At 70.1% G+C, this 26,849-nt stretch carries 19 protein-coding genes; 17 read left to right on the forward strand and 2 right to left on the reverse strand.

All coding sequences use genetic code 11. The features are described 5' to 3' along the window. Positions 1–11: 11 nt before the first annotated feature. Genes FHU38_RS27740 through FHU38_RS11170 form a run of 7 tightly spaced genes read left to right on the forward strand, consistent with a single transcriptional unit; the run spans position 12 to position 14,489 of the window. A complete protein-coding gene (locus FHU38_RS27740) occupies positions 12–6,356 on the forward strand; it encodes a type I polyketide synthase (protein ID WP_208415631.1) in 6,345 nt (2,114 codons plus the stop codon). Continuing rightward, the gene (locus FHU38_RS11145) at positions 6,353–8,440 is read left to right on the forward strand and encodes a beta-hydroxydecanoyl-ACP dehydratase (protein ID WP_167169873.1); all 2,088 of its coding nucleotides are present in this window, start codon (positions 6,353–6,355) and stop codon (positions 8,438–8,440) included. Before FHU38_RS27740 ends, FHU38_RS11145 begins: the two co-directional genes overlap by 4 nt. Then, positions 8,437–10,017, forward strand: a complete 1,581-nt coding sequence (locus FHU38_RS11150; protein ID WP_167169876.1) for a PfaD family polyunsaturated fatty acid/polyketide biosynthesis protein — start codon at positions 8,437–8,439, stop codon at positions 10,015–10,017. Before FHU38_RS11145 ends, FHU38_RS11150 begins: the two co-directional genes overlap by 4 nt. Next, a complete protein-coding gene (gene accD / locus FHU38_RS11155; protein WP_167169879.1) occupies positions 10,014–11,720 on the forward strand; it encodes an acetyl-CoA carboxylase, carboxyltransferase subunit beta in 1,707 nt (568 codons plus the stop codon). Before FHU38_RS11150 ends, accD begins: the two co-directional genes overlap by 4 nt. Beyond that, entirely contained in the window at positions 11,717–12,199 is a 483-nt protein-coding gene (locus FHU38_RS11160) for an acetyl-CoA carboxylase biotin carboxyl carrier protein (RefSeq protein ID WP_167169882.1), read from the forward strand. Before accD ends, FHU38_RS11160 begins: the two co-directional genes overlap by 4 nt. Continuing rightward, the gene (locus tag FHU38_RS11165) at positions 12,199–13,557 is read left to right on the forward strand and encodes an acetyl-CoA carboxylase biotin carboxylase subunit (protein WP_167169885.1); all 1,359 of its coding nucleotides are present in this window, start codon (positions 12,199–12,201) and stop codon (positions 13,555–13,557) included. Before FHU38_RS11160 ends, FHU38_RS11165 begins: the two co-directional genes overlap by 1 nt. Further along, the gene (locus FHU38_RS11170) at positions 13,554–14,489 is read left to right on the forward strand and encodes a PDR/VanB family oxidoreductase (protein ID WP_167169888.1); all 936 of its coding nucleotides are present in this window, start codon (positions 13,554–13,556) and stop codon (positions 14,487–14,489) included. The genes FHU38_RS11165 and FHU38_RS11170 overlap by 4 nt, the downstream gene beginning before the upstream one ends. A gap of 391 nt (positions 14,490–14,880) precedes the next feature. Here FHU38_RS11170 and FHU38_RS11175 read toward each other — a convergent pair whose 3' ends face one another. Beyond that, the gene (locus tag FHU38_RS11175) at positions 14,881–15,720 is read right to left on the reverse strand and encodes an RHS repeat domain-containing protein (protein WP_313886734.1); all 840 of its coding nucleotides are present in this window, start codon (positions 15,718–15,720) and stop codon (positions 14,881–14,883) included. Between the two features lie 102 nt (positions 15,721–15,822). Between FHU38_RS11175 and FHU38_RS11180 the strand changes: the two genes are divergently transcribed. The 5 genes from FHU38_RS11180 to FHU38_RS11200 all read left to right on the forward strand — a co-directional run bounded on the left by FHU38_RS11180 (position 15,823) and on the right by FHU38_RS11200 (position 19,841). Next, positions 15,823–16,206, forward strand: a complete 384-nt coding sequence (locus FHU38_RS11180; protein WP_167169891.1) for a hypothetical protein — start codon at positions 15,823–15,825, stop codon at positions 16,204–16,206. Between the two features lie 843 nt (positions 16,207–17,049). Continuing rightward, entirely contained in the window at positions 17,050–18,063 is a 1,014-nt protein-coding gene (locus FHU38_RS11185) for an IS5 family transposase (protein ID WP_390623269.1), read from the forward strand. 288 nt (positions 18,064–18,351) lie between these two features. Continuing rightward, on the forward strand, positions 18,352–18,792 hold the full coding sequence (locus FHU38_RS28160) for a MarR family transcriptional regulator (RefSeq protein ID WP_390623270.1): 441 nt from the start codon (positions 18,352–18,354) through the stop codon (positions 18,790–18,792). A gap of 169 nt (positions 18,793–18,961) precedes the next feature. Further along, positions 18,962–19,156, forward strand: a complete 195-nt coding sequence (locus FHU38_RS27970; protein WP_167165473.1) for a hypothetical protein — start codon at positions 18,962–18,964, stop codon at positions 19,154–19,156. Positions 19,157–19,202: 46 nt separating this feature from the next. Further along, complete coding sequence (locus FHU38_RS11200) at positions 19,203–19,841, forward strand: class I SAM-dependent methyltransferase (protein ID WP_313886735.1); 639 nt, start codon at positions 19,203–19,205, stop codon at positions 19,839–19,841. 69 nt (positions 19,842–19,910) lie between these two features. Here FHU38_RS11200 and FHU38_RS11205 read toward each other — a convergent pair whose 3' ends face one another. Further along, entirely contained in the window at positions 19,911–20,294 is a 384-nt protein-coding gene (locus FHU38_RS11205; RefSeq protein ID WP_243852233.1) for a DUF427 domain-containing protein, read from the reverse strand. A 130-nt stretch (positions 20,295–20,424) separates the two neighbouring features. Between FHU38_RS11205 and FHU38_RS11210 the strand changes: the two genes are divergently transcribed. The 5 genes from FHU38_RS11210 (at position 20,425) to FHU38_RS11230 (ending at position 26,653) form a co-directional block, all read left to right on the forward strand. Beyond that, a complete protein-coding gene (locus FHU38_RS11210; RefSeq protein ID WP_167169897.1) occupies positions 20,425–21,162 on the forward strand; it encodes a Crp/Fnr family transcriptional regulator in 738 nt (245 codons plus the stop codon). Positions 21,163–21,236: 74 nt separating this feature from the next. Continuing rightward, entirely contained in the window at positions 21,237–22,637 is a 1,401-nt protein-coding gene (locus FHU38_RS11215) for a dihydrolipoyl dehydrogenase family protein (RefSeq protein ID WP_167169900.1), read from the forward strand. A gap of 59 nt (positions 22,638–22,696) precedes the next feature. After that, the gene (locus FHU38_RS11220) at positions 22,697–23,440 is read left to right on the forward strand and encodes an NAD(P)H-hydrate epimerase (protein ID WP_167169903.1); all 744 of its coding nucleotides are present in this window, start codon (positions 22,697–22,699) and stop codon (positions 23,438–23,440) included. 14 nt (positions 23,441–23,454) lie between these two features. Then, on the forward strand, positions 23,455–24,843 hold the full coding sequence (zwf, locus tag FHU38_RS11225) for a glucose-6-phosphate dehydrogenase (protein WP_167169906.1): 1,389 nt from the start codon (positions 23,455–23,457) through the stop codon (positions 24,841–24,843). Next, positions 24,836–26,653, forward strand: coding sequence for a glycoside hydrolase family 15 protein (locus tag FHU38_RS11230; protein ID WP_167169909.1), 1,818 nt, complete (start codon positions 24,836–24,838; stop codon positions 26,651–26,653). Before zwf ends, FHU38_RS11230 begins: the two co-directional genes overlap by 8 nt. The last annotated feature ends 196 nt before the right edge of the window (positions 26,654–26,849 follow it).

Raw genomic sequence — 26,849 nt, forward strand, 5'->3', positions numbered from 1 at the left:
AAGGGATCCTTGTGAAGCAGCACCACCCGGAACAGCCCGCGCGCAACCCGATCGCCATCGTGGGTGTCGCCGGCCTGTTCCCCATGGCACACACCTACCGCGACTTCTGGCAGAACGTCGTCGACGCCGCCGACTGCACCGAGGAGGTACCCCCGTCTCGCTGGCGGGCCGAGGACTACTACGATCCCGACCCGAGCGCACCGGACAAGACCTACTGCACGCGCGGCGGGTTCGTGCCGGACGTGCCGTTCAGCCCGCTGGAATGGGGCCTGCCGCCCAAACAGCTCGAGGTCACCACGGCCGTACAGCTGCTGAGCCTCGGTGTCGCGCGTGACCTGCTGAGTGACGCGGGGGCCGTCGGCTCCGACTGGTACGACCCCTCGCGAACGGGCGTCGTGCTGGGCTCCGCGGGACCGACCACCCTGTCGCACCCGCTCGCCGCGCGGCTGAGCACACCGGTGCTGCGGGCCGTCGTGCGCAGCTGCGGCCTGTCGGAACAGGACGCCGAGGAGATCGCCGCGCGCTACGTCGAGGCGTTCCCGCAGTGGGAGGAGAACTCCTTTCCCGGGCTGCTGGCCAACGTCATCGCCGGCCGGATCGCCAACCGGCTCGATCTCGGTGGCATGAACCTCACGGTGGATGCCGCGTGCGCCAGCTCGCTCTCGGCCGTGCACATCGCCATCGGTGAGCTCGTCTCGGGCCGCGCAGACATGATGATCACCGGTGGCTGCGACACCGAGAACTCGATCTTCGGCTACATGTGCTTCAGCAAGACGCAGGCACTGTCGAAGTCCGGGCGCATCCGCCCGTTCGACGACGACGCCGACGGCACCCTCGTTGGCGAGGGAATCGGCATGCTCGCGCTGAAGCGGCTCGCCGACGCCCAGCGCGACGGCGACCGGGTCTACGCCGTCATCCGCGGTGTCGGGTCCTCGAGCGACGGCCGGTTCAAGAGCATCTACGCCCCGCGCGCCGAGGGACAGGCTCTGGCACTGCGCCGTGCCTACGCCGACGCCGGCGTCTCCCCGGCTTCCATCGGCCTGTTCGAAGCCCATGCCACCGGCACCAGGGTCGGTGACCGCACGGAGCTGACCGCGCTCGACGAACTGCTGCGCGAGGCCACCGACGAGAAGCGGTTCGCCGCCATCGGCAGTGTCAAGTCACAGATCGGCCACACCAAGGGCGCCGCAGGTGCGGCGAGCCTCATCAAACTCGCGCTGTCGCTGTACCACAAGACGCTGCCACCGACGATCAATGTGGATCGTCCGAACACGACTGTCGACTTCGCGGACTCCGGCTTCTACCTCAACACCACCACCAGGCCGTGGATCGCCGATCCGAAACGGCCGGTGCGCAGGGCCGCCGCCTCGGCGATGGGCTTCGGCGGCACGAACTTCCACGTCGTGGTGGAGGAAGCCAGCGCCGACCGCGCGGCGATCCGGACCCACCACGGAACCGCGAAGGCGCACCTGTGGCACGCGCCAGACCCGGAGAGCCTGCTCGAGCTGCTGCGCTCGGGCGCGGAGCCCAGCAGGGACATCGTGCCGCAGGAGCACGCCCGGGTCGGTTTCGCGTCGCTCGGCGAGGCCGAGTCGTTGCGCGCGACCGCGATCGAGTCGCTGGCCGCGGATCCGGCCGCCGAGAGCTGGTCGCACCCCTCGGGTGTGTTCTACCGCCGCAGGGCGCTACCCGACGTGCGGATCGGCGCGCTGTTCGCGGGCCAGGGCAGCCAGTACGTCGACATGGGACTGTCGGCCGTGCTCAACAACCCCCTCGTCGCGAGCGCGTTCGACGACGCCAACGCCGCCTTCGCGGGCGCGGAGCGGACCCTCGCCGAGGTGGTGTTCCCACCGGCGTCGTTCGACGGGTCCACGCGCGCGGACAGCGACCTGGTGCTGCGCCGCACCGAGAACGCCCAGCCCGGCATCGGCGCACTCGCCGCGGGACAGTTCCGTTTCCTCACCGCGCTCGGCCTGGACTGCGCGGGCTTTCTCGGGCACAGCTTCGGCGAGCTGACCGCACTGTGGGCGGCGGGCGCGCTCGACGACGCGGCGTTCTTCGCGCTGGCCCGCGCACGTGGCCTCGCGATGGCCCCTCCGGCCGACCCCGACTTCGACGCGGGGGCCATGCTCGCGCTCGAGGCCGACCGAACCACTGTGACCGAACTGCTCTCCGCGCACCCTGGGGTCAGCGTCTGCAACCACAACGCTCCCGACCAGGTCGTGGTGGGTGGGTCGACGCTCGCCGTCGCGGAGGTGGCCGCCGCCTGCAAGCGGCATGGCATCGGTGCGACGCCGCTTCCCGTCGCCGCCGCCTTCCACACCGAGCGGGTCGAGCACGCCGTCGACGCCTTCGCGGAGGCGCTGGCCGGCGTGGAGATCGGCGCGCCTGCCAAACCGGTGTTCGCCAACACCGCGGGTGCCACCTACGGAGCGGACGCCGACGCCAACCGGCGGAACCTGGCCGAGCAACTGCGCCGCCCGGTCGAGTTCGTCGACGGGGTGCGCGCACTGCGCGCCTCGGGCTGCACCGTGTTCGTCGAGTTCGGACCCAAGCGCGTGCTGAGTCAGCTGGCCGAACGCATCCTCGGCGCCGACGAGGTCCTCGCCATTGCGACCGACCTCGGCGCATCGATCGACAGCGACCTGGCGCTGCGGCGCGCCGCGGTACAGCTGGCCGTAGTCGGTGCGCCGGTCCACGACATCAACCGGTTCGACGCCGAGCCGCTCCAGGTGCCGCGCCCCGAGGGCATGACCGTGACCCTCACCGGCCACGACTACGTTCCCGACAGCCGCGAGGCCGCGTATGCGGCCGCACTGGACGGCGCCTACCAGATCAGCACCGCCGAGGCTGCGCCCGTCACGCCCGTCACGCCCGTCACGCCCGTCACGCCTCCCGCCGGACCGATCGAGGCCGGGCCGCCCGCCGCTCCTGCCCTGCCGGAGCCCTCGGCGGCGATCGCCCCGGTAGGGCCCCCCGCGGCGGATTCGCGTCCCGAACCGCCCGTCGCCGACGGCTTCGGCGAGCTCGCCGCCAAGCATCTGGACCTGCACAGCCGCTACGTGGAGGGGCAGCTGCGGATCGCGGACGGCCTCGTCGAGGCACTCGAGCACGCCACCACCCCGGGTGCGCAGGCAGCCGTGGAGGCCGTCACCGGACACAGCGTGGCCATCGGTGAGACCCACGTGCGTGTCAACGAGATTCTGGCCGCGCTCGCCGAACGCGAGCTGGGCGGCACGACGGCCGAGCACCCGGCACCGGGATGGTCGCCGCCCGCCGCGCGGCCCGAACCGGCGACCGCGCCAGAGCCCACCACCCAGCCCGGCCCGGTACGGCCGCCCGCGGCCGAGACCCCCTCTGTCCCGCGGCCACGGGACACGCCGCAGGCCGCGCCTGCTGAGGCGGTCGCTGCGGCGCCTGTTGTGGGGTCGGGTGATGTGGAGTCGGTGTTGGTGGAGGTGGTGGCGGAGAAGACGGGTTATCCGGTGGAGTTGGTGGATTCGTCGATGGATTTGGAGGCGGATCTGGGGGTTGATTCGATCAAGCGGGTGCAGATTCTGGGTGCGTTGGGGGAGCGTTTTCCGGAGTTGCCCGCCGTGTCGCCGGAGCAGGTGGGTGAGTTGCGGACGGTGGCCGACGTGGTCGGGTTCCTGACCGCCGCGCCTGCTGAGGCGGTCGCTGCGGCGCCTGTTGTGGGGTCGGGTGATGTGGAGTCGGTGTTGGTGGAGGTGGTGGCGGAGAAGACGGGTTATCCGGTGGAGTTGGTGGATTCGTCGATGGATTTGGAGGCGGATCTGGGGGTTGATTCGATCAAGCGGGTGCAGATTCTGGGTGCGTTGGGGGAGCGTTTTCCGGAGTTGCCCGCCGTGTCGCCGGAGCAGGTGGGTGAGTTGCGGACGGTGGCCGACGTGGTCCGGTTCCTGACCGCCGCCCCTGCGGACACGGAGCAGCCACCTGCCAGCACGGTCGAACCCGTCGCCGCCCCACCCGAGATCACGCGCCTGCACCTGGAGCTGACTCGGCTGCCCGCCGTCGACGAGGTGCGCGGTGCTTACGCCGCCGATCCCGTCGCCGTCGTGACCTCCGGCCGCCTCGCCGAGACCCTCGAACGGCGCGGCTGGCAGGTCGTGCTCCTGGAGCGTGACCTCTCCTGGGACGCCGCCACCGCCGAGCGGATGCTCGCCGAGCAGGTCGGCAAGCTCGGCAGGATCGACCTGTGCCTGGTGACCCTCGCGGCCCGCGACTGGGCGGCCGCCACGGAGACGCTCGCGGGCACGTTGCTGCTCGCCAAGCACGTCCTTCCCAAGCTCACCGAGACCGCTGGCGGCGGTAGGGCTGCCTTCGTCACCGTCACCCGGCTCGACGGCGGACTCGGCCACCACGGCACCGCCGCCGAGGCGGACGCGATGCTCGGCGGCGTCGCGGGGCTGGTCAAGACGCTGCGCCACGAGGAGCCCTCGGTCTTCAGCCGCTCTGTCGATCTGGCGCCCGAGCTACCCGAGGGCACGGTCGCCGACCTGTTGCTCGCCGAGATCAGCGATGCCGACCTCACCACCACCGAGGTGGGCATCGATGCCGAAGGCCGCCGCTGGACACCGCGGTTCGCCGAGCGCGACGACGAGCTCGAGCCCGCGGCGGAGCTGGCCGACGACGAGGTCCTGGTCGTCACGGGAGGGGCTCGGGGGGTCACCGCGGCCTGCGTGCGTGCCCTCGCCGACCGATGCGGGGGTGAGTACCTCCTACTCGGCCGTACTCACCATGGTGACCTTCCGTCCTGGGCGGAGGGCGTCGCGGAGGGCGGTCTCAAGCCCGCGCTCATCGAGGCCATGCGCGCCGAAGGTGGCGAGCTGACGCCCCGCGAGATCGAACGCCGCTACCGCGAGCTGCTGGCCCGCAGGGAAATCCAGGAAACGCTCGATGCACTGCGGGCCAGTGGAGCCAGGGCCACCTACGTCGCCGTCGATGTCACCGACGCCGCCGCCGTGCGTGCCGCGCTCGCCGAGCATGCCCCACGGGTCACCGGCGTCGTTCACGGCGCGGGCGCTCTCGCCGACGCCAGGCTCGCCGACAAGACACCCGAGGCCGTGCGCACCGTGCTCGGCGCGAAGCTCACCGGCCTGCGGGCGGTGCTCGACGCACTCAGCAGCGCGCCGCTGCGGCACCTGCTGCTGTTCGCCTCGGTCGCCGGGGTGTACGGCAACACGGGACAGGCCGACTACGCGATGGCCAACCAGGCGCTCGGCAGGCTCGCCGCCACCTGGAAGCGGTCCGAGCCGGGTCGGCGGGTCACCGCGATCGACTGGGGCGCTTGGGACGGCGGCATGGTCACGCCGGAACTGCGCGAGGTCTTTCTCGCCAGGGGAGTGCCGCTGCTGCCGCCGGACACCGGCGCCAGGATGTTCACCGAGCAGTTCGCGACCACCCGTCACGACGACGTCGAGGTGCTCGCCGGGCCCGCCACCACGCTCAGCGAGCCGCCGGTCGCCGCGCCCACACCAGGGCTGCTCGCCCGCAGGGACATCGCCACCGTCGCGGCCGATCCCGTGATCGCCGACCACCGCATCGGCGCGCATCCCGTCCTGCCCGCTTCGGCGGCCCTCGGCTGGATGGCGTCCATTGTGGAGCGCGCGAATCCCGGGCTGAAGGTGGTCGAAGTGCGTGGCTTCGACGTGCAACGCGGCATCGTGTTCGACGGCGGCCAGGAACCGGAGTACTGGCTGCACGCCGAGCCCGGTGAGGTCGACGCCGACGACCGGCTCGTCGTCCCCGCCGCGGTGCTCTCCGGCCCCGACGGTGCCAGGCAGTCCCACTACCGGGCGGTCTTCGTGCTCTCCCCTGAGCCCGCGCCGGGTCCCACGCTGCCCGGGTACGTCGTGGGCGAGGGACCCGAGAACGGGCTGTGCACCTATGCCGACGCGGACCTGTTCCACGGACCACTGCTGCAGGGGGTGCGGCGCATTCTCGAACGCGAGCCCCGCAGGCTCGTCACCGAGTGCAGGCTCACCGACACGCCCGTCGCGGGCGGTGGCTACGCGGCCGCACTGCACAGCCCCGTCCTCGGCGACGTCGTCCTCCAGTCCGCGGCCGTGCTCGGCGTGTGGTTCCTCGACGCGGGCTGTCTGCCGCTCGCGATAGCGCGCTGGGAGTTCTTCGCGCCGCTGCCCGCCGGTGAGCCGTTCGTCGCCGTGGTCGGCAACCTCAGGGACGGCCCGATGACCGTCACGGTCGACGTGTCGGTGTGCGAGCCCGGCGGCGGTGTCCTGCAACGCTTGACCGACGTGACGATCGTGGCCACCGCGGACCTGCGGGCGAAGTTCGCCGAGGCGGTCCGGCTGCGCGAGACGGAGTCCCGATGACCACCACCTTCGACGACGCCCTCGCCTTCGACGGCGAGGCCTTCGACGCCCTCGCCCCGCTGACCGCCCCCGAGGCGCGCGCCGCGGCACCCGCCGCCACACCCGGAGCTGCCGGTGGCGGCCATGTCCTGCGCCGGATCCGCGAGAGCGTCGTCGCCGCCCACGCCTCGGCGCTCGGCGCCCAGGAGGCGCTGCAGCGGCTGCGTATCGCCCGGATCGCGGTCGCCACCCCCGAGGCGGTCCCACCGCAGCGGCGACGGGTGTTCCTGGCGACGGCGCAGCGCACGGACAGCCATGGCCTCGCCGTGCTGTCGACCTCGATGGACAGGCTCGCGCCGCGCGAGCTGCCCGCGCCCGCCACCACAGAGGGCGCGTTCAAACCCCTCGCCCGCACCGCGGCGACCCGGCTGGGCCACGCCGAACTGGAGAAGCTGCGTGAAGGTGACATGGCGGGGGTGTTCGGCGCGGCCTACGACCAGCGCGGCGACAATCCCCAGGTCCGGCTGCTGAGCACCACGCAAGGGCTGGTGACCGATGTGCTCGGCGTCGACCGCGGGGCAGGCAGGTGGAACCGCGGCGCGCTGCGGGCGCGCTGCGTGCTGCCCGGTGCGCCCAGCGACCCGGTGGCGGCAGTGCTGGAGGCCGTCGCCCAGGCCGCGCAGGTGTTCGCGCTTCAGGCGGGGCTGCACCTGTGCTTCGCCGATGCCGCATTCGAGTTCGGTCCCGCCGAGGTCGAGCTCACCGAGGCGCTGCCGGACGCTCCGGCCGAGCTGAGCATCGAGGTGTCCGACGTGGACATGATCCCCCGGCCCTGGCTCACCGCCGAGGCGGAGCTGACCGTATCGGGGGTCGTCGCGGCCAGAGTGCACGGGTTGCGGCTGGAAGTCAGAGAGCGGCCGGGCGTGCCGGTGGGACCCGAGACCGGCGGCGTGGTGCCGCGGTTCCTCGGCCGCCGCAACGCCCAGGGTGAACCGGCCCTGCTCGGTGAGTTCCACATGATCCACAGCTCGCGGGGAGACCTGGCCATCATCCTCGGGCCCGAGTTCGCCCACTATGCGGGTAGGCGCGCCACCCGCATGCCCAGCGGCGGTCTGCGCCTTTGCGACCGGCTCATGACAGTGGAAGGCACGCGCCACCAGCTGCAGGCGGGACGTGCCGTCAGCGAGTACGACTCGCCGGCCGACTGCTGGTACTACCTGGAGTCGGCCAACGCGTCGATGCCCAACGTCATCTACATGGAAACGTCGCTGCAGTCGGCGCTGCTGCTCGGCTACTACCTCGGGGCGACCCTGACCGACCCGCAGGAGGACTACAGCCTGCGCAACCTCGACGGCACAGCCACCGTGCTGCGCGAGGTCGACCTGCGGGACTGCACGATCCAGCAGCGTTCCGAGCTGCTGAGCACCAGCGTCCTGAGCGGTGCGGTGCTGCAGAGCTTCTCCTACGAGCTCAGCGTCGACGGCGAACCGTTCTACCGGGGCGAGTCGCTGTTCGGGTTTTTCTCCGAGCAGGCGCTGGCCAATCAGACCGGTCTCGACGGCGGCGGGTACGTGCCGACCTGGCTGGAACGCCAGCTCGTCACCCCGCCCGTACGGACCATCGAGGTCGGAGCGCGCGGGCCGCATGGTCCGGCCCGCAACACCGGTCACCTGCACCTGCTCGATCATGTGCAGGTCGTCGATGACGGTGGCGACTACGGCCGAGGCTACCTACGCGCCGTGCGCCCGGTGCGCGAGGACGACTGGTTCTTCCGTCGCCACTTCCATCTCGACCCGGTGATGCCCGGCTCGCTCGGGGTGGAGGCGGTGATCCAGGCGATGCAGGAGTGGCTCGTCGACTCCGGTCTTGCCGCGGACCTGCCTGAGCCGGAGTTCGTGCTGCCCGCCGGTGTGCCCATGACGTGGCGCTACCGGGGTCAGATTCTGGCCACCGACAAGGAGATGACGTTGGAGGTGCACCTCAAGGACGTGCGTGCCGACCACGAGCGGGTCACCGTCATCGGCGACGCGAGTGTGTGGAAGCCGGGTATGCGTATCTACCACCTGGAGAACGTGGCTGTGGAGCTCCGCGGAGCGCGGTCATGACCGCGGCGCAGGCCCTCGCCAGAACCCCCGGCGAGCTCTACGGGGTGCTGGCCGAGCTCGCGGCGCCGTGCTACGTGCTCGATCACGGTGGCGCGGCGGCGACCACCGACGAACGCGCGGCGAGAGCGGCCGGTGCCAGGGTGCTGGCCGCGGCCCCGCCGGTGGCGCCCGAGCGCCTGGGCTCCCCGGAGTTCCGGCGTGACCACGGCGTGCGTTACGCCTACATGAGCGGTGCCATGGCCAACGGCATCGCATCGGAGCGGCTCGTCGTCGCGATGGCGAAGGCAGGCCACCTGGCCTCCTACGGCGCGGCCTCGAGCGTCCCGGACACCGTCGACGCCGCGCTCGACACCATCAGCAGGCAGGTCGCGGGTGCGCCGTTCGCCTGCAACCTCATCCACAGCCCGAGCGAGCCCGCGATGGAACGGTCCACCGTGGACCTGTGCCTTCGGCACCGGGTGAGGTGTGTCGAGGCATCGGCCTTCCTCGACCTCACGCCGCAGATCGTGCGCTACCGCGCCGCCGGTCTCAGCCGCGGTGCGGACGGCAGTGTCCACATCGGGCACCGCGTGGTCGCCAAGGTGTCCAGGGCCGAGGTGGCCGAACGGTTCCTCCGGCCCGCCCCCGAGGAGACCCTGCGCGAACTGGTCTCGGCCGGTGCCATCACCGGTGAGCAGGCTGAGCTGGCCCGCACCGTTCCCATGGCCGACGACATCACCGCCGAGGCCGACTCGGGCGGGCACACCGACCGTCGCCCGCTCACCGTGCTACTGCCCGAGCTGATCAGGGCGCGTGACGCCGTGCAGGCCGACCTCGGTTACCGCAGGCCGGTACGCGTCGGCGCCGCGGGCGGGATCGGCACCCCCGACGCCGCCTACGCGGCCTTCGCGATGGGCGCCGCCTACGTCGTCACCGGCTCCATCAACCAGGCCGCCGTCGAGTCGGGCCAGTCGGCGGCGGTCAAGCGGCTGCTCGCCACCGCCGACGTCGCCGACTGCGAGATGGCCCCGTCCTCCGACATGTTCGAGCTCGGCGTCGACGTGCAGGTGCTCAAACGCGGCACGCTGTTCGCCAGTAGAGCCAAGAAGCTCTACGAGCTGTACCGCTCGTGCGCCGGAGTCGACGACATCCCGGCCGAACAGCGGGCCGAGCTGGAGGCCAAGGTGTTCCGGCGCCCGCTGGCCGACGTGTGGCAGGAGACCGTGGCCTACTTCGCCGAGCGGGACCCTGCCCAGATTGAGCGGGCGCAGGACGACCCGAAGCGGAGGATGGCGCTCACCTTCCGCTGGTACCTCGGCCTGTCGTCGCGGTGGAGCATGACCGGCGATCCCGAACGGTCTGCGGACTACCAGGTGTGGTGCGGCCCCGCCATGGGCGCGTTCAACGCCTGGGCATCGGGCACCTACCTCGCACCGGTCGAGAACCGCAACGTCGCGGAGCTGGCCGGGCAGCTCATGCGCGGCGCTGCCTTCGCGGGCAGGGTCGCCGCGTTGCGTGTCGCGGGCGTACGGCTGCCGACGGCCTGCGCCCGCTACCGCCCGGTTCCCTCCACCGGGCAGATTGGAGAGATCCCGTGACCACCAGGCAAGGCTCGGTTTGGCTGCTCTGCCCCGGCTGCGGGGAGATGATCTACGGCCGCAGCTTCGACCGCGCGGACAAAGTGTGCCCCCTGTGCGGCCACCACGCGGCACTCAACGCCCCCCAACGGCTCGCCCAGTTGCTCGACGAAGGCTCCATGCGGGTACTCGACCACACGATCCCCGACAGCGACCCACTCGGGTTCGCCGACACTGAGCCCTATCCGGAACGCCTGCGCAAGGCGCGGATCCGCACCGGGCTCGACGAGGCGGCCGTGTGCGCGCGCGGCGCCATCGAAGGCCATCCGGTCATCGTGGCCGTGCTGGATTTCCGCTTCCTCGGCGGCAGCCTCAGCGCCGCCGTGGGCGAGGCGATCACGCAGGCCGCCGAGCAGGCGTTGCGAGAACGCACCCCGCTGGTGCTCGTCACCGCCTCAGGTGGTGCCCGCATGCAGGAAGGTGTGCTCGCGCTCATGCAGATGGCCAAGACCAGCCAGGCGCTGGGGCAGCTCGACGAGGCGGGCGTGCTGACGGTCACCATCGTGACCGACCCTACGTTCGGTGGTGTGGCCGCCTCGTTCGCGACCCTGAGCGACGTGATCATCGCCGAGCCAGGCGCGCGCCTGGGTTTCGCGGGCCGCAGAGTCATCGAGCAGACCATCAGGGAGTCGCTGCCAGCCGACTTCCAGACGGCGGAGTTCCTGCTGGAGCACGGCATCGTCGACGCGATCCGGCCCCGCCACGAGCTGCGGTCAACGCTGGCCCGGCTACTCTCCGCCGCCACACGTAGCGGTGCCGCCCATGCCGGCGCGCGGGAACCGGCCACCGCGCTGGTCACCGATCCGGGGGAGCTGGCCGACCGGCACCCGTGGGAGACCGTCCGGGCCGCCCGCAGCCTCGACCGACCATCCACTCTGGACTACATCGGTATGCTGGTGAGCGAATTCGTCGAGTTGCACGGCGACCGGCTCGGCTCCGACTGCCCCGCCGTCGTCGGCGGTGTCGGCTACCTCGCCGACGTGCCGATCGTCGTGATCGGCACACAGAAGGGCCACACCGCGGCCGAGCTGACCGAGCGCGGCTACGGTATGCCCAGCCCCGCAGGCTATCGCAAGGCGGCGCGGCTCATGCGGCTCGCCGCGAAGCTGGGCCTTCCCGTCGTCACCTTGATCGACACCGCCGGTGCGCACCCCGGCGCGGACGCTGAACGCAACGGGCAGTCCGTCGCCATCGCCGAGAACCTGCGACTCATGGCGGGCCTTCCGGTGCCCACGGTGGCCGTCGTCATCGGCGAGGGCGGCAGCGGGGGAGCGCTCGCCCTCGCTGTCACGAACCAGGTGCTGATGTGTTCCAACGCCGTCTACTCGGTGATCAGCCCAGAAGGGTGTGCCTCGATCCTGTGGAAGGACACCGAGGCCGCGCCACGCGCGGCCGAGGCCCTGCGCGTCGATGCGCGCAGTCTGCTGGAACTCGGTGTGATCGATGGCGTGGTTCCCGAGCCGCACGGAGGCAGCGGCGCCGACCACGCGGCCGCCGCCTCGGCGCTGCGGGAGGCACTGACCGGCGTCCTGCACGAGTTGATGCCCCTGGACGCGATGACCATCGTCGTCGACCGCCGGGCTCGGTTCCGCCGTTTCGGCATGGCGCCGAACGTGGAGGACGCACAAGACATCGAGGATGCCGAGCAGAGGGAGACCGCGTGACCACCAACCCCGAACCCGCCGAGCGTCTCCTGTTCGCCTTGCGCGACAACGTGGTCGCGCTCGCTACCCAGACACCCCACCCGCCTAGCTGGATCAGGGTGGCCGTGGGCGACACGGCACTGGAGCTGTCCTGGGACGGCGTCCCCAACCCGGTCCAGGTTCCCGAGCACGCCGCGCCGCCGGAGACCGAGGCCGCCGCACAGGAGGAGCCTGACGAGCAGGGGGAGGGCACCCAGCACATCGAGGCCCCCACCGTCGGCGTGTTCTACCGTGCGCCCGAGCCCGGTGCGACGCCGTTCGTGTCCGTCGGCGACACGGTCACCGCCGGCCAGCAGGTCGGGATCGTCGAGGCGATGAAGCTGATGATCCCGGTGCTGGCCGACCGCGCGGGGCGGGTCACGGAGATCCTCGTCCCCGACGCCACGCCCGTCGAGTACGGGGAGCCACTGCTGGCCTGGGTTCCGGTGGGAGCCGGCTGATGGTGGACACGGTGCTCATCGCCAACCGCGGCGAGATCGCACTGCGCATCGCGCGCACGTGCCGCAGGCTGGGGCTGCGGACGGTCGCCGTGTACTCGACGGCTGACCGCGACTCCGGCGTCGTCCGCTTCGCCGACGAGGCGGTGCACATCGGCCCGCCCGCGCCCAAGCGCAGCTACCTCAGCATTCCGGCGATCATCGAGGCCGCGCGCAGGACCGGAGCCGACGCCATTCACCCCGGTTACGGTTTCTTGTCTGAGAACCCCGACTTCGCAGAGGTGTGCGAGGACGAGGGGCTGGTCTTCGTGGGGCCGCCCGCTCAGGTTATGCACAGGCTCGGTGACAAGGCGATGGCCAGGGCGCTGATGGTGGACGCAGGCCTGCCACTGCTGCCGGGAGTCACGTCGGCCGTGGAGCAGGCCGCCGACGCCGAGGAACTGGCGGACGACATCGGCTACCCGGTGATCATCAAGGCGGTTGCCGGCGGTGGCGGTCGGGGCATGCGCGTGGTTCGCGACCGGGCGGATCTCGCCGCGGCGTACCACCAGACGCGCGCGGGTGCGCAAGCTGTCTTCGGCGACGGCAGAGTCTACGTCGAACGTTACCTCGAGTCGGCGCGGCACGTGGAGGTCCAGGTGCTCGCCGACCGCTACGGCGACGCCGTGCACCTCGGTGCCCGTGACTGCTCGGTGCAGCGCAGGCATCAGAAACTCGTCGAGGAGTCGCCCGCGCCCGGGCTCGCCCCCGGCGGCCTCGCCGAGCTCGGCGAGGCCGCGGTCAAGGCCGCGCGCATGGCGGGCTACGTCGGAGCTGGAACGTTCGAGTTCCTCGTTGACGCGCACGGACGGTACTACTTCATGGAGGTCAACTGCAGGCTCCAGGTCGAGCACCCGGTGACGGAACTGGTGACCGGGCTCGACCTCGTGGCCGAGCAGTTGCGGATCGCGAGTGGTGAGCAGCTGGGCTACGCACAGCGGGACATCACCGTGCGGGGCTGTGCCATCGAGTGCCGCGTCAACGCCGAGGACCCCGCGCGTGGTTTCGCGCCCGCCGCGGGCCAGGTCACGGAGTTCATCCCTCCGGGAGGGCCTTTCGTGCGCGTGGACACCCACCTGACGAGCGGCTACCGCATTCCCGCGGACTACGATTCCCTGCTCGCCAAAGTGGTGGTGTGGGGCGGCGATCGGGAGACGGCGATCGCGTCGATGCGAGCCGCGCTGAGTGAGCTGGTGGTGCGTGGGCCCGGGGTGGCGACCACGGCGCCGTTTCTGCGGGAGCTGCTCGCCGATTCCCGGTTCGCGGCAGCGACGCACGACACCTCGCTAGTGGGGACCGTGCTGTTCGGGAGCGCGGCGTGAACCTCGAACTGGTGGTGGCCGCGAAGAAGCCGGTCGCCGACGGAGTCGTGCTACTCGATCTGCGACCGCGTGGCTGCCTGTCGCTACCGCAGTGGCAGCCGGGTGCGCACATCGACCTCGTGTTGGGCAACGGCCTGGTGCGGCAGTACTCGTTGTGCGGGGACCCCGCCGACCGCTCCCGGTACCTGCTGGCCGTGCTGCGCGAACCGCGGGGCAGGGGTGGTTCGCGGCACGTGCACGATCGGCTCGCCGCCGGCGACATGGTCGAGGTGGGCGGGCCGAGAAACCATTTCCCGCTGGTGGCGGCCGAGCGCTACCTGTTCCTCGCGGGCGGGATCGGCATCACGCCACTGCTGCCGATGGTCGCGGCGGCTGATGCTCGGGGCGCAGCCTGGCGACTCGTCTACGGAGGCCGGACCCGGGCGGCCATGGCCTTCCACGCCGACCTCGCCAACCGCTTTCCCGGCCGGGTTGTGGTGTGTCCGCAGGACGAAACGGGCCTGCTCGACCTCGAGGCCGAGTTGAGTACGCCTCGGCCGGGCACGGTTGTGTATTGCTGCGGCCCCGAACCGATGCTGGCGGCGGTGGAACGGGCGTGTGCAGGCTGGCCACCGGGCGCCCTGCACGTCGAGCGGTTCGCCCCGAAACCGCACGGTGGCACCGCCGAGGCGTTCGAGGTGGAGCTGGCGGGCTCCGGCAGGGTGCTGAGCGTGCCCGCGGACCGGACGGTGCTGCAGGTGCTGGAGGCTGCCGGAGTGCTCGTGCTGTCCTCGTGTGAGGAGGGCACGTGCGGAACCTGTGAGACGGGGGTGCTCGAGGGAGTGCCCGACCACAGGGACAGCGTGCTCACCGACGCGGAGCGGGCCGAGGGTCGTTCGCTCATGGTTTGCGTGTCACGCTCCCGCACACCCAGGCTGGTGCTGGACCTGTGAGCGATGGCCGCTCGTGTGGTCAGCCGTGTGCGAGTACAGCCCGGTGCCGCAGAAGTCGCGCCGTAGTTCCGTGCTCGGCACCCCGGTGCTGACCGTGATCGCAGCGTTCGTCGTTGTGAAACAGCTGAATGGACCCTGCTGCGGACGGTGCGCACTTTGACTCGTCGACGCCACTACGGCGCTCGAGAACCCGTTCGACTGAGCGCTTTCAGGGCAGCTGCAGGTCAGCGCGGTGCTTGAGCGTGGGGTTCTGGGGTGGTTCCCCCCTCGGACACAGACCGTAACCCCACATGTGCGCTTCGAGTGTTATCTCGGCGCGCACTTCGTGTTTTCCGGGCTGGTAGGCCAGGTTTGTGGTGGGCGTCGGCTTTGAGGAGAACGACACCAACGGTCAGGACACACACCCGGCCACCACTCCCGTCGCGCCCACAGCTGCGGGAGCGGCGCGGGGCCGCAACCGTCGGCGCCGGTGGTGGATATCGCCCTGGACACCAGCACTCACCATGCCGACAGCGCAAGAACCAACACCGGCGCGGGCGGGGCACGGAGGACAGTGGCGGTCGCGCTGGACCTGGCCCGCGTTCACGGCCTCGGCCTGCTCGGCCCAGGCGGCCACGCCGGCCTGGCCGTAGAGGGCGGGCGGATCGGTGCGTCGGCGCTGGTTGCCCAGTTCGTCGTAGCCGTAGGTGGTGGTCTGGTTGAGCGCGTCGGTGGTGCTGGTGACCCGGCCCGCGGCGTCGTAGCCGGTGGTGGTCACCGGTGTGGCGGTGGTGGGCTGCTGACCTCCCGACTCGACCTCCACGGGAGGTGCCGTGGCTGTGACTTGCCTGCCGATCCCGTCGTATGTGTAGCTGGTGGTGAACTGCGCGGGGTCGGCTCCGGTGGCGGTGCCACGCGGGTCGACCTCGGACAGCACCAGCCCGGCCTCGTCGCGGTTGATGAGGGTGACCAGAGATTCCTTTCCGGTGTGGATGGTCTCGGATGTCTCCCGACCGAGCGGGTCGTAGCCGACCTCGACGTCGGTGTGCACGGACCAGTCGGCGTTGCGCCCGATGACCCGCACCGGGTTGTCCAGCTGGTCGTAGGTGGTGTGCTCCGAGCGAATCCGGTCGCCGTCGCGGAAGTCTGTTGTGGACGTCGGCCTGCCGGCCGGGTCGTAGGAGGTGGCTGTCCGCAAGCGCCCGTCGCCCAAGGTGTGATCCGGCCGCGTCGGTGGTTCGCGCGAGGTCACCAGAGGCGGTGTAGGCGAAGCTGGTCACCCCGCCTGCGGGTGGACAAGCGCCCCGCTCATTTACTACACTTTCGTAGTACGATCTCGTAGTAAGGAGGGATTGTGGACGACGCAACGCTTGTGGACCTGTTCGACAAGGGTGAACTACGCGAGTTTCCGCACCTGGACCACATCAGGGTGGTCTTTGCCCGTACGCGGCAGACCAACAGGACCGAGGCGATCGAGTTCACCCGACGAGGGCTTCGCGCTCTCACGCAACGTGTCGGCGCGCCGGACAAGTACCACGACACCCTCACTGTGGCCTGGGCGCGCATCATCGGGACTCTCACCGAACAGGCGCCGAACCTCGACTTCGACGACTTCATGCGCGCTCACCCCGAGCTCGCTCGCAGTTCCCTGATGGACGAGTACTACTCGCGAGAGGTCCTGCACTCGGCCGCTGCCCGTGCCCGCTTCATTGAACCGGATCTGCGGGATCTCCCATGACCACCGCGACAGGCCGACGGCACCTCGATGCACCCCGGGTGGGGGCTTCGGCCCCACGGAATCCACCAGGTGATCGATCCTCCAGCGCTGCACTTCGGGGCTCCGGTGGTTCTCGTCAGCACCAAGGACCTGTGCGGAGCCCCCTTGTGCGTCCGTTCTCGGCATGTGCGCCTCTCGGCGATCGACTCTGGATCGGATTCGATGGGCCAGCCCAGACACGCGCCGGCCTCGAGCACCACGGCCAATGTGTGGTCAACGTGCCTCAGGCCGCGCTCGCCCAGGCACTCGAAGCGTTTCAAGCAGCGGCTTCGGCAGGCACGGCGTCAAACGGCTTTGACGCCCATCGGGACTGACGCCATTGCCTTCCGAGGTAGTGGCCGCGCCGCGCGTGCGGGAGTGTTATGCGCAGATTGAGTGCACCGTTGCGGACCGCCACGCCCCGAACCAATCGGCGAGCGCATTCGCCGAGTTAGAGGTACGGCGAGTGCACGCCTTGTCCGACATCGTTCGCGCAGACTCCACGCACATCGACGGCTGGCAGCCCCTGCTCCCCGCGTTCAAGCGGTTCTTCACCACGGCGAGGGTCACTCCCACGCCGTCACTGGAAGGGCGGGTGGCCGGTGGACGCCGCACGAGCGTAGCCTCGGTTCGTTCTGGGGCATTCCGTCGCCGCTCAGATCGACCCCGTGTCGGTGCCCTCTGTGACCGTGTCCGCAACGAAAGGGCTCCGGTTGGGAGCAGCGACCAGCCACCATTGTGCGTTTCGTCCGATGCCATGGTTGCGCGACTGAATGCGACTTTCCTTAGAGTGTGTCTCGTTTGGTTCTCTGTCGGTGGGCTGTCATGATCTTGTCGCAACGGTTGGTGCCCGACGATCTGTGGGTGTTGGTGGAACCGCTGATCCCACCGGCGAGGGAGCGTCCGCAGGGTGGGGGCCGGGCGCGGACCGATCCAAGGGCGGTGTTCACGGCAATTGTGTTCGTATTGACCAGCGGTTGTGCGTGGCGGCACTTGCCGCCGTCGTTCGGGGTGTCGGTACCCACGGCGCATCGGACGTTCACGGAGTGGACCGAGGCGGGGCTGTGGCGGCAGGTGCACCAGTCGGTGCTGGACGAACTGGGTGGCCAAGGGTTGATCGACTGGTCGCGTGCGGTCCTGGACGGAGCGCCCGTCAGGGCGAAATGGGGGCAGTCTGACCGGTCCGAGTCCGGTCGGTCGCGGCAAGCCCGGTTCGAAGATCCACGTGCCGTCCGACCGGGCCGGCTTGCCGTTGACGGTCGGGATCTCCGCGGCCAGCACCCACGACAGTCACGCGCTCAAGCCACTGGTCAACGCGCTGCCGGCGATCCGATCCCGCCAGGACCCCGGCGTCGGAAACCGGCCAAGCTGCACGCGGACAAGGCCTACGACATCCCCGCCCTGCGCGACTGGCTGCGTCAGCGTCAAATCATCCCGCGCATCGCCCGCAAAAGCATCGAATCCACCGACAAACTCGGCAAACACCGCTGGGTGATCGAACGGTCCATCGCCTGGCTGACCGGCTACCGGCGCCTGACCCTCCGCTACGAACACAAACCCGGCCAACCACTTAGCAGGCACAAGGCTTCCGCCCTTCTGCCACGCGCTAATGTTTTCAGCCACGGCAGGCCCAGGGGTCGCGCTGAGTCCGCTGACCACTTCGGGGACCACTTCCTCATGGCCGTTACGCAGCAACCCTCACGGCGGGCTATGAACTCTATACAGCGGGTGGACGGGCCGTTTGCCGCCTCATCGACTTCACGCGGGCGCAAGCCGATGACACCACCGGAGCAGGGAACACCAACGGGTCAGCGGCGAGCGATACCTTCAACGTCATAGGGGCGGGGCGGGTGTCATCGACGTGCATGTCGGCAGTGTTGTGCTGTCTGTCTGTGCACAGGCGAAGGCTGCCACCATCCGTAGCCCGATAACCGCAACGTTCACGCCACTACGCGCGTCAGCGACCGACGCCGGGTTCGAGTTCCTGGTCCAACGTTCAGCGACACCGGATCAGACGACCGAGCCCTACGCCTGACCCCACACTGCCTCAGATACGCCCGGGAGTTGGCGGCAACCACGAACGGCAGCCCACGGGCCAAGGCAACACTGTTCGCTAGGATCACTGCCATGAGGGCTCGATCTTCTCGCTCCGCGCCACGGGCCGACGTTGGGGTGACCGCCTCACTCCTTGTCCTTGGACACCAGGCCGCACGCGTACTCGAGCATCACCTCTCGCCAACCGGGCTAGGGGCGGGGGAAGCCGTTCTGCTGCTCGCGCTGAGAAGGGGAGCGCTGACGATGACAGGGGTCATGACGACCTTGCACATCAAGGCATCCACCGCCACCAGCCTTGTGAACCGCCTGGAGACGCTCGGCTTCGTCCGTAGGTCCCGCAATCCAAGAGATCGACGGTCCCTCTTGGTCGAGCTGACAGACGACGGCATTCAATGTGCCGGGAGGGTGCTACCTGCGTTTGAGGCCGTGGACAGTGCCTTGGCCGGCTCGGCTCAGGACCTGACCCTTGCGCGCGTGAGCCTGGTACTCGACCAGTTGAGTGCAGATGGCTAGTGAGCCTCTTTCCAGCCTGGCGACCCTCGGGCGTGGCGAACTCCGGGACCGTGGAAGCTCGCTGATCGAGAAGGCGCTGCCGGCACGCTGACACTCGTGCTGCGGCCAGGCGACCTGCCTGGTGAAGTGACACGCGAGAACGTGATGTGACTTCGAGTGGGAGTGGCCTGTGACGGTGGAGAAGCGGGATCGGGACGAGGTGTTCATCGAGTACACCAAGAGCATCTGTCCGGTGTGCAAGGTCGCGGTGGATGCGCAGGGCAACGGCCGCGAGGACAGGGGCTATCCGCGCGAGCGTTGCCGCGAGCACGGTGAGTCGAGGCGCTCGTTTGCGAGTCCTACCATCCAGATGGGTTGTCGCTGACGCGCCGGTTGGCCGAACGTGTCCGGTTGCGTGCCGGAGGCCGGTGGTGGATGTGGCTGCTGGGCCGGGTGCGACGGCGCGGTTGTTTGCCGCCGACTACGACGTCACGGTGGACGGTGTGGAGCTGGGCGAGGCGGGTGTGCGACGCGCGCGAGCCTTGACCGCCGAGGCGGGCCTCGCCGCGAAGGTACGTTTCCACGTCGGCGACGCCGAGCGCATTCCGCTGCCAGCCGGGGTGTTCGACGCGGCGGTGCGCGAGTGCGCGTTCTGCACCTTCCCGGACAAGACCGCCACGGCGGGCGAGTTCGCCCGGGTGTTGCGTCCCGGCGGCCGGGTCGGGATCACCGACGTCACCGTCGCCGAGGGTGGCTTGCCGAAGGAACTGACCACTCTGGCCGCCTGGGTGGCGTGCATCGCCGACGCCCGGCCGCTGGCCGAGTACGCGGCGATCCTCGACCGGACCCGGGTTGCGCACGATCCACACCGAGGACCACGGCGAGGCTTTGCCGCGGATGATCGACGAGATCGAGCCCGGCTGCGGCTGCTGCGGATGACCGCGCCCGAGCGGTTGTGCGAGGTGGGCGTCGACGTCGGCGCGGTGTCAAGCTACCTCGCGTTGGCCAAGCAGGCGGTGGCCGATGGGCAGCTCGGATACGCGTTGCTGGTCGCACAGAAGCCTTCGTGAACCTGCCCGAAGCGCCACACGGTCGGGCTTACGCCGCGGGGCCACCGAATGTCCACTGTGCTCGCTGCCTCACGGTGTCCTCGACCGTCCGAACCGGCGCCACCAGCGTCCTCGCTCAGCCTCCGACCGTGGTTCGGGGCTTCCCTCTACCGTCACGACAGGGCCGAAGGCGACGTGGTTCTTGATCGACCGGGCGAGCGGGCTGGGGTGGGCATAGTACCACGCACCGTCCGGGAGGTTCGCCCGCTCGGAGGTCAGGTGGTAGTAGCTGGCGATGCCTTTCCACGGGCAGACCGTTTTCATCCGGCTCTTGCTGAGGTACTGCTCGTTCACCGAATCGGGCGGGAAGTAGTGGTTGCCTTCGATGCGGACCGTGCGTGGCGCTTCGGCCAGCACGATTCCGTTCCATACCGCACGCAACATCGTGGCCTCCTTCTTCTTCGCTGAGCCCATGCCAGCACGGCCGGACGGGAAGGGCACGGGAAATGTCAGCTCGCTGACAACCAGGAAATGTTTGTCAGCTCGCTGACATTCCGCCCTTTCGGGGCGGGCCTGCCTGCTTTCGCGCTGTCAGGATGGGGTTATGGCGTTGTCGAAGCTGCCGGGTGCGGCGATGGAGCAGACGATGCGGCTGCTCGGCTCGGGCCACCCGGCCGAGGACGCGATCCGGCAGGCGGCCTGGGTGGCACGGTGCGTCGGCCGGGGGGAGGCAGCGCCGTTGACCCATGACGATGTGGGCGCGCTGGCCGCGACCCTGCGCTCTCGGGTCTACGAAAGGGGCGAGGTGCTGTTCCACGGCGGCGATACCGCGCGGGGCGTGTGGATCGTGCAGCGGGGCCGGGTGGAGCTGTCGGCCGGGTCGGGGCGGCGCCGTTCGGTGGTGCACGTGCTGCAACCTGGCGACGTGGACGGCGACATCCAGCATCTGCTGGACATGCCGCTGCCCTACACCGCGCGAGCACTGGAGGAAGCCACCGTGCTTTCGCTGAGCGCGGACGACTTCGAGCGCTTGCTTGCCGACAGCCTGCCACTGGCGCGCCGATGGCTGTCGAGCGTCGCGCAGCGGCTCGCGGTCAGCCAGAACCGCATCATCGGGCTGCTGGGCCGCTCCCTTACCCAGCAGGTGGCGCGACTGCTGCTGGACGAGTCCGTCGAGGGAGACGTCCAGCTGCCCCAGCGAACCCTCGCCGCGATGCTCGGGGTGCAGCGGCCCTCAATGAACAAGATCCTCAAGGACTTCGAGCGGCAGGGGCTGCTCGCGGTGGGCTATGCGGCGATCCGGATCACCGACCGGTCGGGGCTGCTCGGCATCGCAAGGTGAGGCCGACGTGTGCTCGGCACACCTCTTCGGACCACGGTCACGACTGACCGAGCACGTGAGGAAATGGAGTTGCCATGGCTGAGACGGTCGATGTCGTCGTGGTCGGAATGGGCCCGGGCGGTGAGGAACTGGCCGGTCGACTCGCCGAGAGCGGGCTGGCCGTGGTCGGTATCGATGCGCGGCTGGTAGGCGGCGAGTGCCCGTACTACGGGTGTGTGCCGAGCAAGATGATGATCCGCGCGGCCGGCAGCCTGGCGGAGGCGCGGCGGGTTCCCGCGCTGGCCGGGCGCAGCGAGGTGATGCCGGACTACACGCCGGTGGCGCGGCGCATCCGGGAAGAAGCCACGGACACCTGGGACGACAAGGTGGCGGTCGACCGGTTCACCAGCAAGGGCGGCCGGTTCGTGCGCGGCAGCGGACGGTTGACCGGCCCTCGCACGGTGCGGGTGGGCGAGCAGGAGTTCACCGCCTCGCGGGCGATCGTGCTCAATACGGGAACCGAGCCCGCGATCCCGCCCGTTCCCGGCCTGGCTGGCACTCCGTACTGGACCAACCGGGAGGCCGTGGCCACTGAGACCGTGCCGTCCTCGCTGATCGTGCTCGGGGCCGGTGCGATCGGGCTGGAGCTGGCACAGGCTTTCGCCCGGTTCGGTTCGGCGGTGAGCGTGGTGGAGGTCGCCGACCGGATACTGCCGTTGGAGGAGCCCGAGGCCAGCGGCGTGGTGGCCGGAGTGCTCACCGCCGAAGGGCTGCAGCTGCACACCGGTGCACCGGCCGAGCGGGTGAGTCACGACGGCACGGGTTTCACTGTCAGCCTCGCGGACACTCAGCTGCGGGCGGAGCGGCTGCTGGTCGCCACGGGCAGGCGCACCGATCTCGCCGGGCTGGGACTCGCCGCGATCGGGCTGGACACCGAACGCAAGTTCCTCGACCCCGACGACCGCATGCGCATCGCCGTCGAAGATGTCGCGCGTGGCGCCTCCGGCGAGGGTGGACGGCAGGTGGGGGTCTACGCGATCGGGGACATCACCGGCAAGGGCGCGTTCACACACGTGTCGATGTACCAGGCGGCCATCGCGGCCCGAGACATTCTCGGCGAGGACGGCCCACCCGCGGAGTATCACGCGGTGCCGAGGGTGACGTTCACCGACCCGGAGGTCGGCGCGGTCGGGTTGACCGAGATCCAGGCACGGGAGCGCGGCATCGACGTGCGCACCGCCGTGGCCGAACTACCGAACTCGGCGCGAGGCTGGATCCACAAGGCGGGGAACGAAGGTCTGATCAAGCTCGTCGAGGACGCCGACCGTGGGGTGCTCGTCGGCGCCACGGCGGTCGGACCGTCCGGTGGTGAGGTGCTCGCGGGTCTGGCCGTGGCCGTGCATGCCGAGGTTCCGACCGGCAGGCTCCGGCAGCTGATCTACGCCTATCCAACGTTTCACCGGGCGATCGAGGACGCACTCGGCAGGCTGCGCTGAGGCGGCGCCGGTGCCCGGGCGGCCTCACCGGCGACGGTGTCGAGGTGAAAGGCGAAAGCATGAGCGGTAGTGCGTGCCCGGCGGTAACGGCGGAGCAGATGCGCGAGGTCGACCGGGCGATGGTGGAGGACTTCCATATCGAGCTCGGGCAGATGATGGAGAACGCCGGTCGCAGCCTGGCCGAGTTGGCGGTGAACACGTTCGACCCGGTGCGGGTGGTGGTGCTGGCGGGTCCCGGCGGCAACGGCGGTGGCGGGCTGGTCGCGGCCCGGCATCTGGCCAACCGGGGTCGCGACGTCCACGTCGTCCTGGCGAAACCGGCCGATCACCTGGGTGAGGTGCCTGCCCACCAACTCGACATCCTTGCCCGGATCGGCGTGCCGATCGGCACCGCACCTGACCCGCCGCTTCGTGCCGCCGAGGTGCGTGGCGAGGGGCTCGGCGAAGGTGACCTGATCGTGGACACGCTCATCGGCTACAGCCTCGTCGGATCGCCCGCCGAACCCGTCGCCGGGCTCGTTCGCTGGGCAAACGGCCACGCGGCGCCGGTGCTGAGCCTTGACACCCCGAGCGGGCTGGACGTGACCACGGGTGTCGCCGCGAATCCGTGTGTTCGGGCGGCGGCCACACTGACCCTGGCCCTGCCCAAGGTCGGACTGCTGGGCTCGCCCGAGGTCGGCAGGCTCTATCTGGCCGATATCTCCGTTCCCCCGCTGGTGTACGAGCGGATGGGGATCGAGATCGGGAATCCCTTCGGAGAGCACCCGATCGTGTCGCTGGACTGTGGCGGCCCGGCGTCGTGAGGAGAGTTGAGGACATGACTCGTGCGGATGCCCTGGTGCTCTTCGGCGCCACCGGTGACCTGGCCCGCAAGGAGATCCTCCCCGCGCTTTACCGGCTGGCGCAGGCCGGCAGGCTGAACCTGCCCGTGGTCGGTGTGGCCCTGTCCGAACTGGACAGTGACGAGGCTTTTCGGGAGCACGCGCGCGCGGCGGTCGAGGCAGCGATAGGCGATCCCGACCGTGAACTGCTCGCGGCGCTGCTGCGACGGCTGAGCCTGGTCAACGGCGACTACGGCGACCAGGCAACCTTCGAGGAGCTTGCCGACCGGCTGGCGGGAGCCGCACGGCCCATGCACTACCTGGCGATCCCGCCTTCGCTTTTCTCCATGGTGGTGCACCGCCTTGCCGAGACCGGGCTGCATCGCGGGGCCAGGGTAGTGGTGGAGAAACCCTTCGGGCGCGATCTCGAATCGGCGCGGGAACTCAACCAGGTGCTTCGCGAGGTGTTCGACGAGTCGGCGATCCTGCGGACCGACCACTTCCTCGGCAAGGAATCGGTGGAGAACCTGCTCGCGTTCCGGTTCGCCAACACGCTGCTGGAGCCCGTGTGGAACCGACACCATGTGGCGGCCGTGCAGGTCACGATGGCGGAGTCCTTCGGTATCAAGGGCCGCGGTGCCTTCTACGACGGTGTCGGTGCGATCCGGGACGTGGTGCAGAACCATCTGCTGCAGGTCGTGGCGCTGCTGGCCATGGAGCCGCCCGTGGACGCCACGGCGGAGGCGTTGCGCGACGAGAAGGTGAAGGTCGTGCGGGCGATGCGACCGGTCGAGCCCGACCAGGTGGTGCGGGGCCAGTTCGACGGCTACCGCGACGAGCCGGGCGTCGCCGCCACCTCCGCGAGCGAGACGTACGCGGCATTGCGGCTGGACATCGACTCGTGGCGCTGGGCAGGGGTCCCGTTCTTCGTGCGTACCGGAAAGCACCTGGCCACCACAGCGCTGGAGGCGGTCGTGGAACTGCACTGCCCGCCGAAACCGCTGTTCGCGGGAGCCGACTGCGACCCACGCCCCAACACGGTGCGGCTGCGGCTGGGACACGATCCGGGCGTAACCATGAACGTGCAGGCCAAGCAGCCCGGCCCCCGGATCGTCACCCGGTCCGTGGATCTGCGTGTCGACTTCAGGACCGCGCTGGGCGGCACACAGCAGCCGTATGAGCGATTGCTGGACGACGCGCTCGACGGCGACACCCATCGCTTCGCCCGTGAGGACATGGTGGAGCAGGCGTGGCGGGTCGTCGAACCCGCGTTGCCCAGTCGTGGGCCGGTGTACGGCTACCCGCGCGGTAGCTGGGGCCCGCCTCAGGCGGTCGACGTGCTCGGCGGTGGCCAGTGGTACGAGCCGGAGGAAGCCGGTGAGTAGCCACCCGATCGGCGAGCACGCGTTGCTCTCGGACCGGCACTCGGCGGCGCTGGTGACCCGGCAGGGGTCGATCGACTGGCTCTGCTTTCCCCGCTTCGACAGCCCGTCGGTGTTCGGCGCGCTGCTCGACGACGACGCGGGACACTGGTCCGTCAACCCCGCGGTTCCCGCGAGAGCCGAGCGGAGCTACGTGACGGGCAGCATGGTGCTGCGCACGACGTTCCACACCGCGGAGGGCACCCTCGAACTGCTCGACGCGCTCGCGCTCGGAGACTCGCCCGACCCGCACCGCCTCGGCGAGTACGCGCCGCATCAGCTGCTGCGCGGGCTGCGCTGCACCAGCGGTCGCGTCACCGTGGAGGCGTCGTTTCGGCCGCGCCCCGAGTACGGGCTGATCGTTCCCGTGCTCACCGCCACCGAAGGCGGGATCCTCGCCACGGGTGGCCCGGACCAACTCCTGCTGGCCACACCGATCCGACACGCGCCGCATGACGGTGACGCCCGTGCCCGGTTCGACCTCGATGCCGGGCAGTCGGTGTACTTCGCGTTGCGGCGGGTCCCGTTCGGCGAACCGACGCCTCCGATGGCGACCCAGCCCGAGATCGCCGCGGCGCTGGACGAGACCGTCGCCGCGTGGCGCTCGTGGTCGGCGCTGCACCAGAAGTACGACGGCCCATGGCGGTCGCTGGTGCACCACTCGGGCCGGGTGTTGCAGGCACTGAGCTACCAGCCCACCGGTGCCATCGTGGCCGCGCCCACGACATCCCTGCCCGAACTGGTCGGCGGCGAGCGCAACTGGGACTACCGCTACTCCTGGGTTCGCGACGCCAGCTTCACCATGCAAGCACTGTGGGTCGCCGCCTGCCCTGACGAGGCCTACGAGTTCTTCGGCTTCATGACCGCGGCCGCGGCACGTTACCGCCCCGAGCGGCCGCTGCAGATCATGTTCGGAATCGGCGGCGAGCACGACCTGTCCGAGCGGGTGCTGACCCACCTGTCCGGCTGGCGTGACAGCCGCCCGGTCCGCGTCGGCAACGGCGCCTGGACCCAGCCGCAGTTGGATGTCTACGGCGAACTGCTCGACGCGGCCTTCCGGCTGCGTGAGCAACTCGGCGAGCTCACACCGACCACGCGCACCTTCCTCACCGGCCTGGCCGATGCGGCCGCCAACCAGTGGCGGCAACCGGACAACGGCATCTGGGAGGTGCGGGGCGAACCTCGGCACTTCCTCTACTCCAAGCTGATGTGCTGGGTGGCGCTCGACCGCGCGGCCGCGATGGCCGACCAGCTGCATGCCACCGACCGCGCACCCGCGTGGCGGGCCACGGCCGAGGAGATCCGCGACGCGGTGCTCACCCACGGCTTCAACCCGGACGTGGGAGCCTTCACCCAGTCCTTCGGTTCATCACGACTCGACGCCGCCGCGCTGGTGCTTGCGATCGTCGGCTTCCTGCCCGCCACCGACCCGCGCGTACTGTCCACAACAGAACTCATCGCCGAGCGGCTCACCGACCGGCGCGGACTCGTTTACCGGTATCAAACCACCTCCGGGGTCGACGGCATCGCCGGCGACGAGGGCACTTTCGTGCTGTGCACGTTCTGGCTGGCACACGCCTACGCCCTTGCCGGACGCGTCGAACGGGCGCGGGAGGTGTTCGGCCGAGCGGCCGAATACCTCAACGACGTGGGCCTGCTCGCCGAGGAGATCGACCCGGCAACCGGCGAGCAACTCGGCAACTATCCGCAAGCCTTCAGCCACATCGGGCTCGTCAACGCCGCCTGGGCCATCCACCGTGCCGAACAGGCATGACGACTCGCTCTCCGGTGGGTCACCCGATGTCCGCGCGTGCCGGTCCGTGTCACGCCGCTGACAGTCTCGATGGTGTTGCGCAACCCCGGTCCTGATGCGGCCCAGCGCCAGGGAGGTTGGCTGCCGTCGGGTTCGGCTCGGGTGGTTTTGCGTTGTGCTCGTGCCTCGCTGATGGCCTCGAAGAACGCGGCTGGAT

It is taken from the genome of Saccharomonospora amisosensis, assembly GCF_011761185.1.
GTDB lineage: Bacteria > Actinomycetota > Actinomycetes > Mycobacteriales > Pseudonocardiaceae > Saccharomonospora_A > Saccharomonospora_A amisosensis.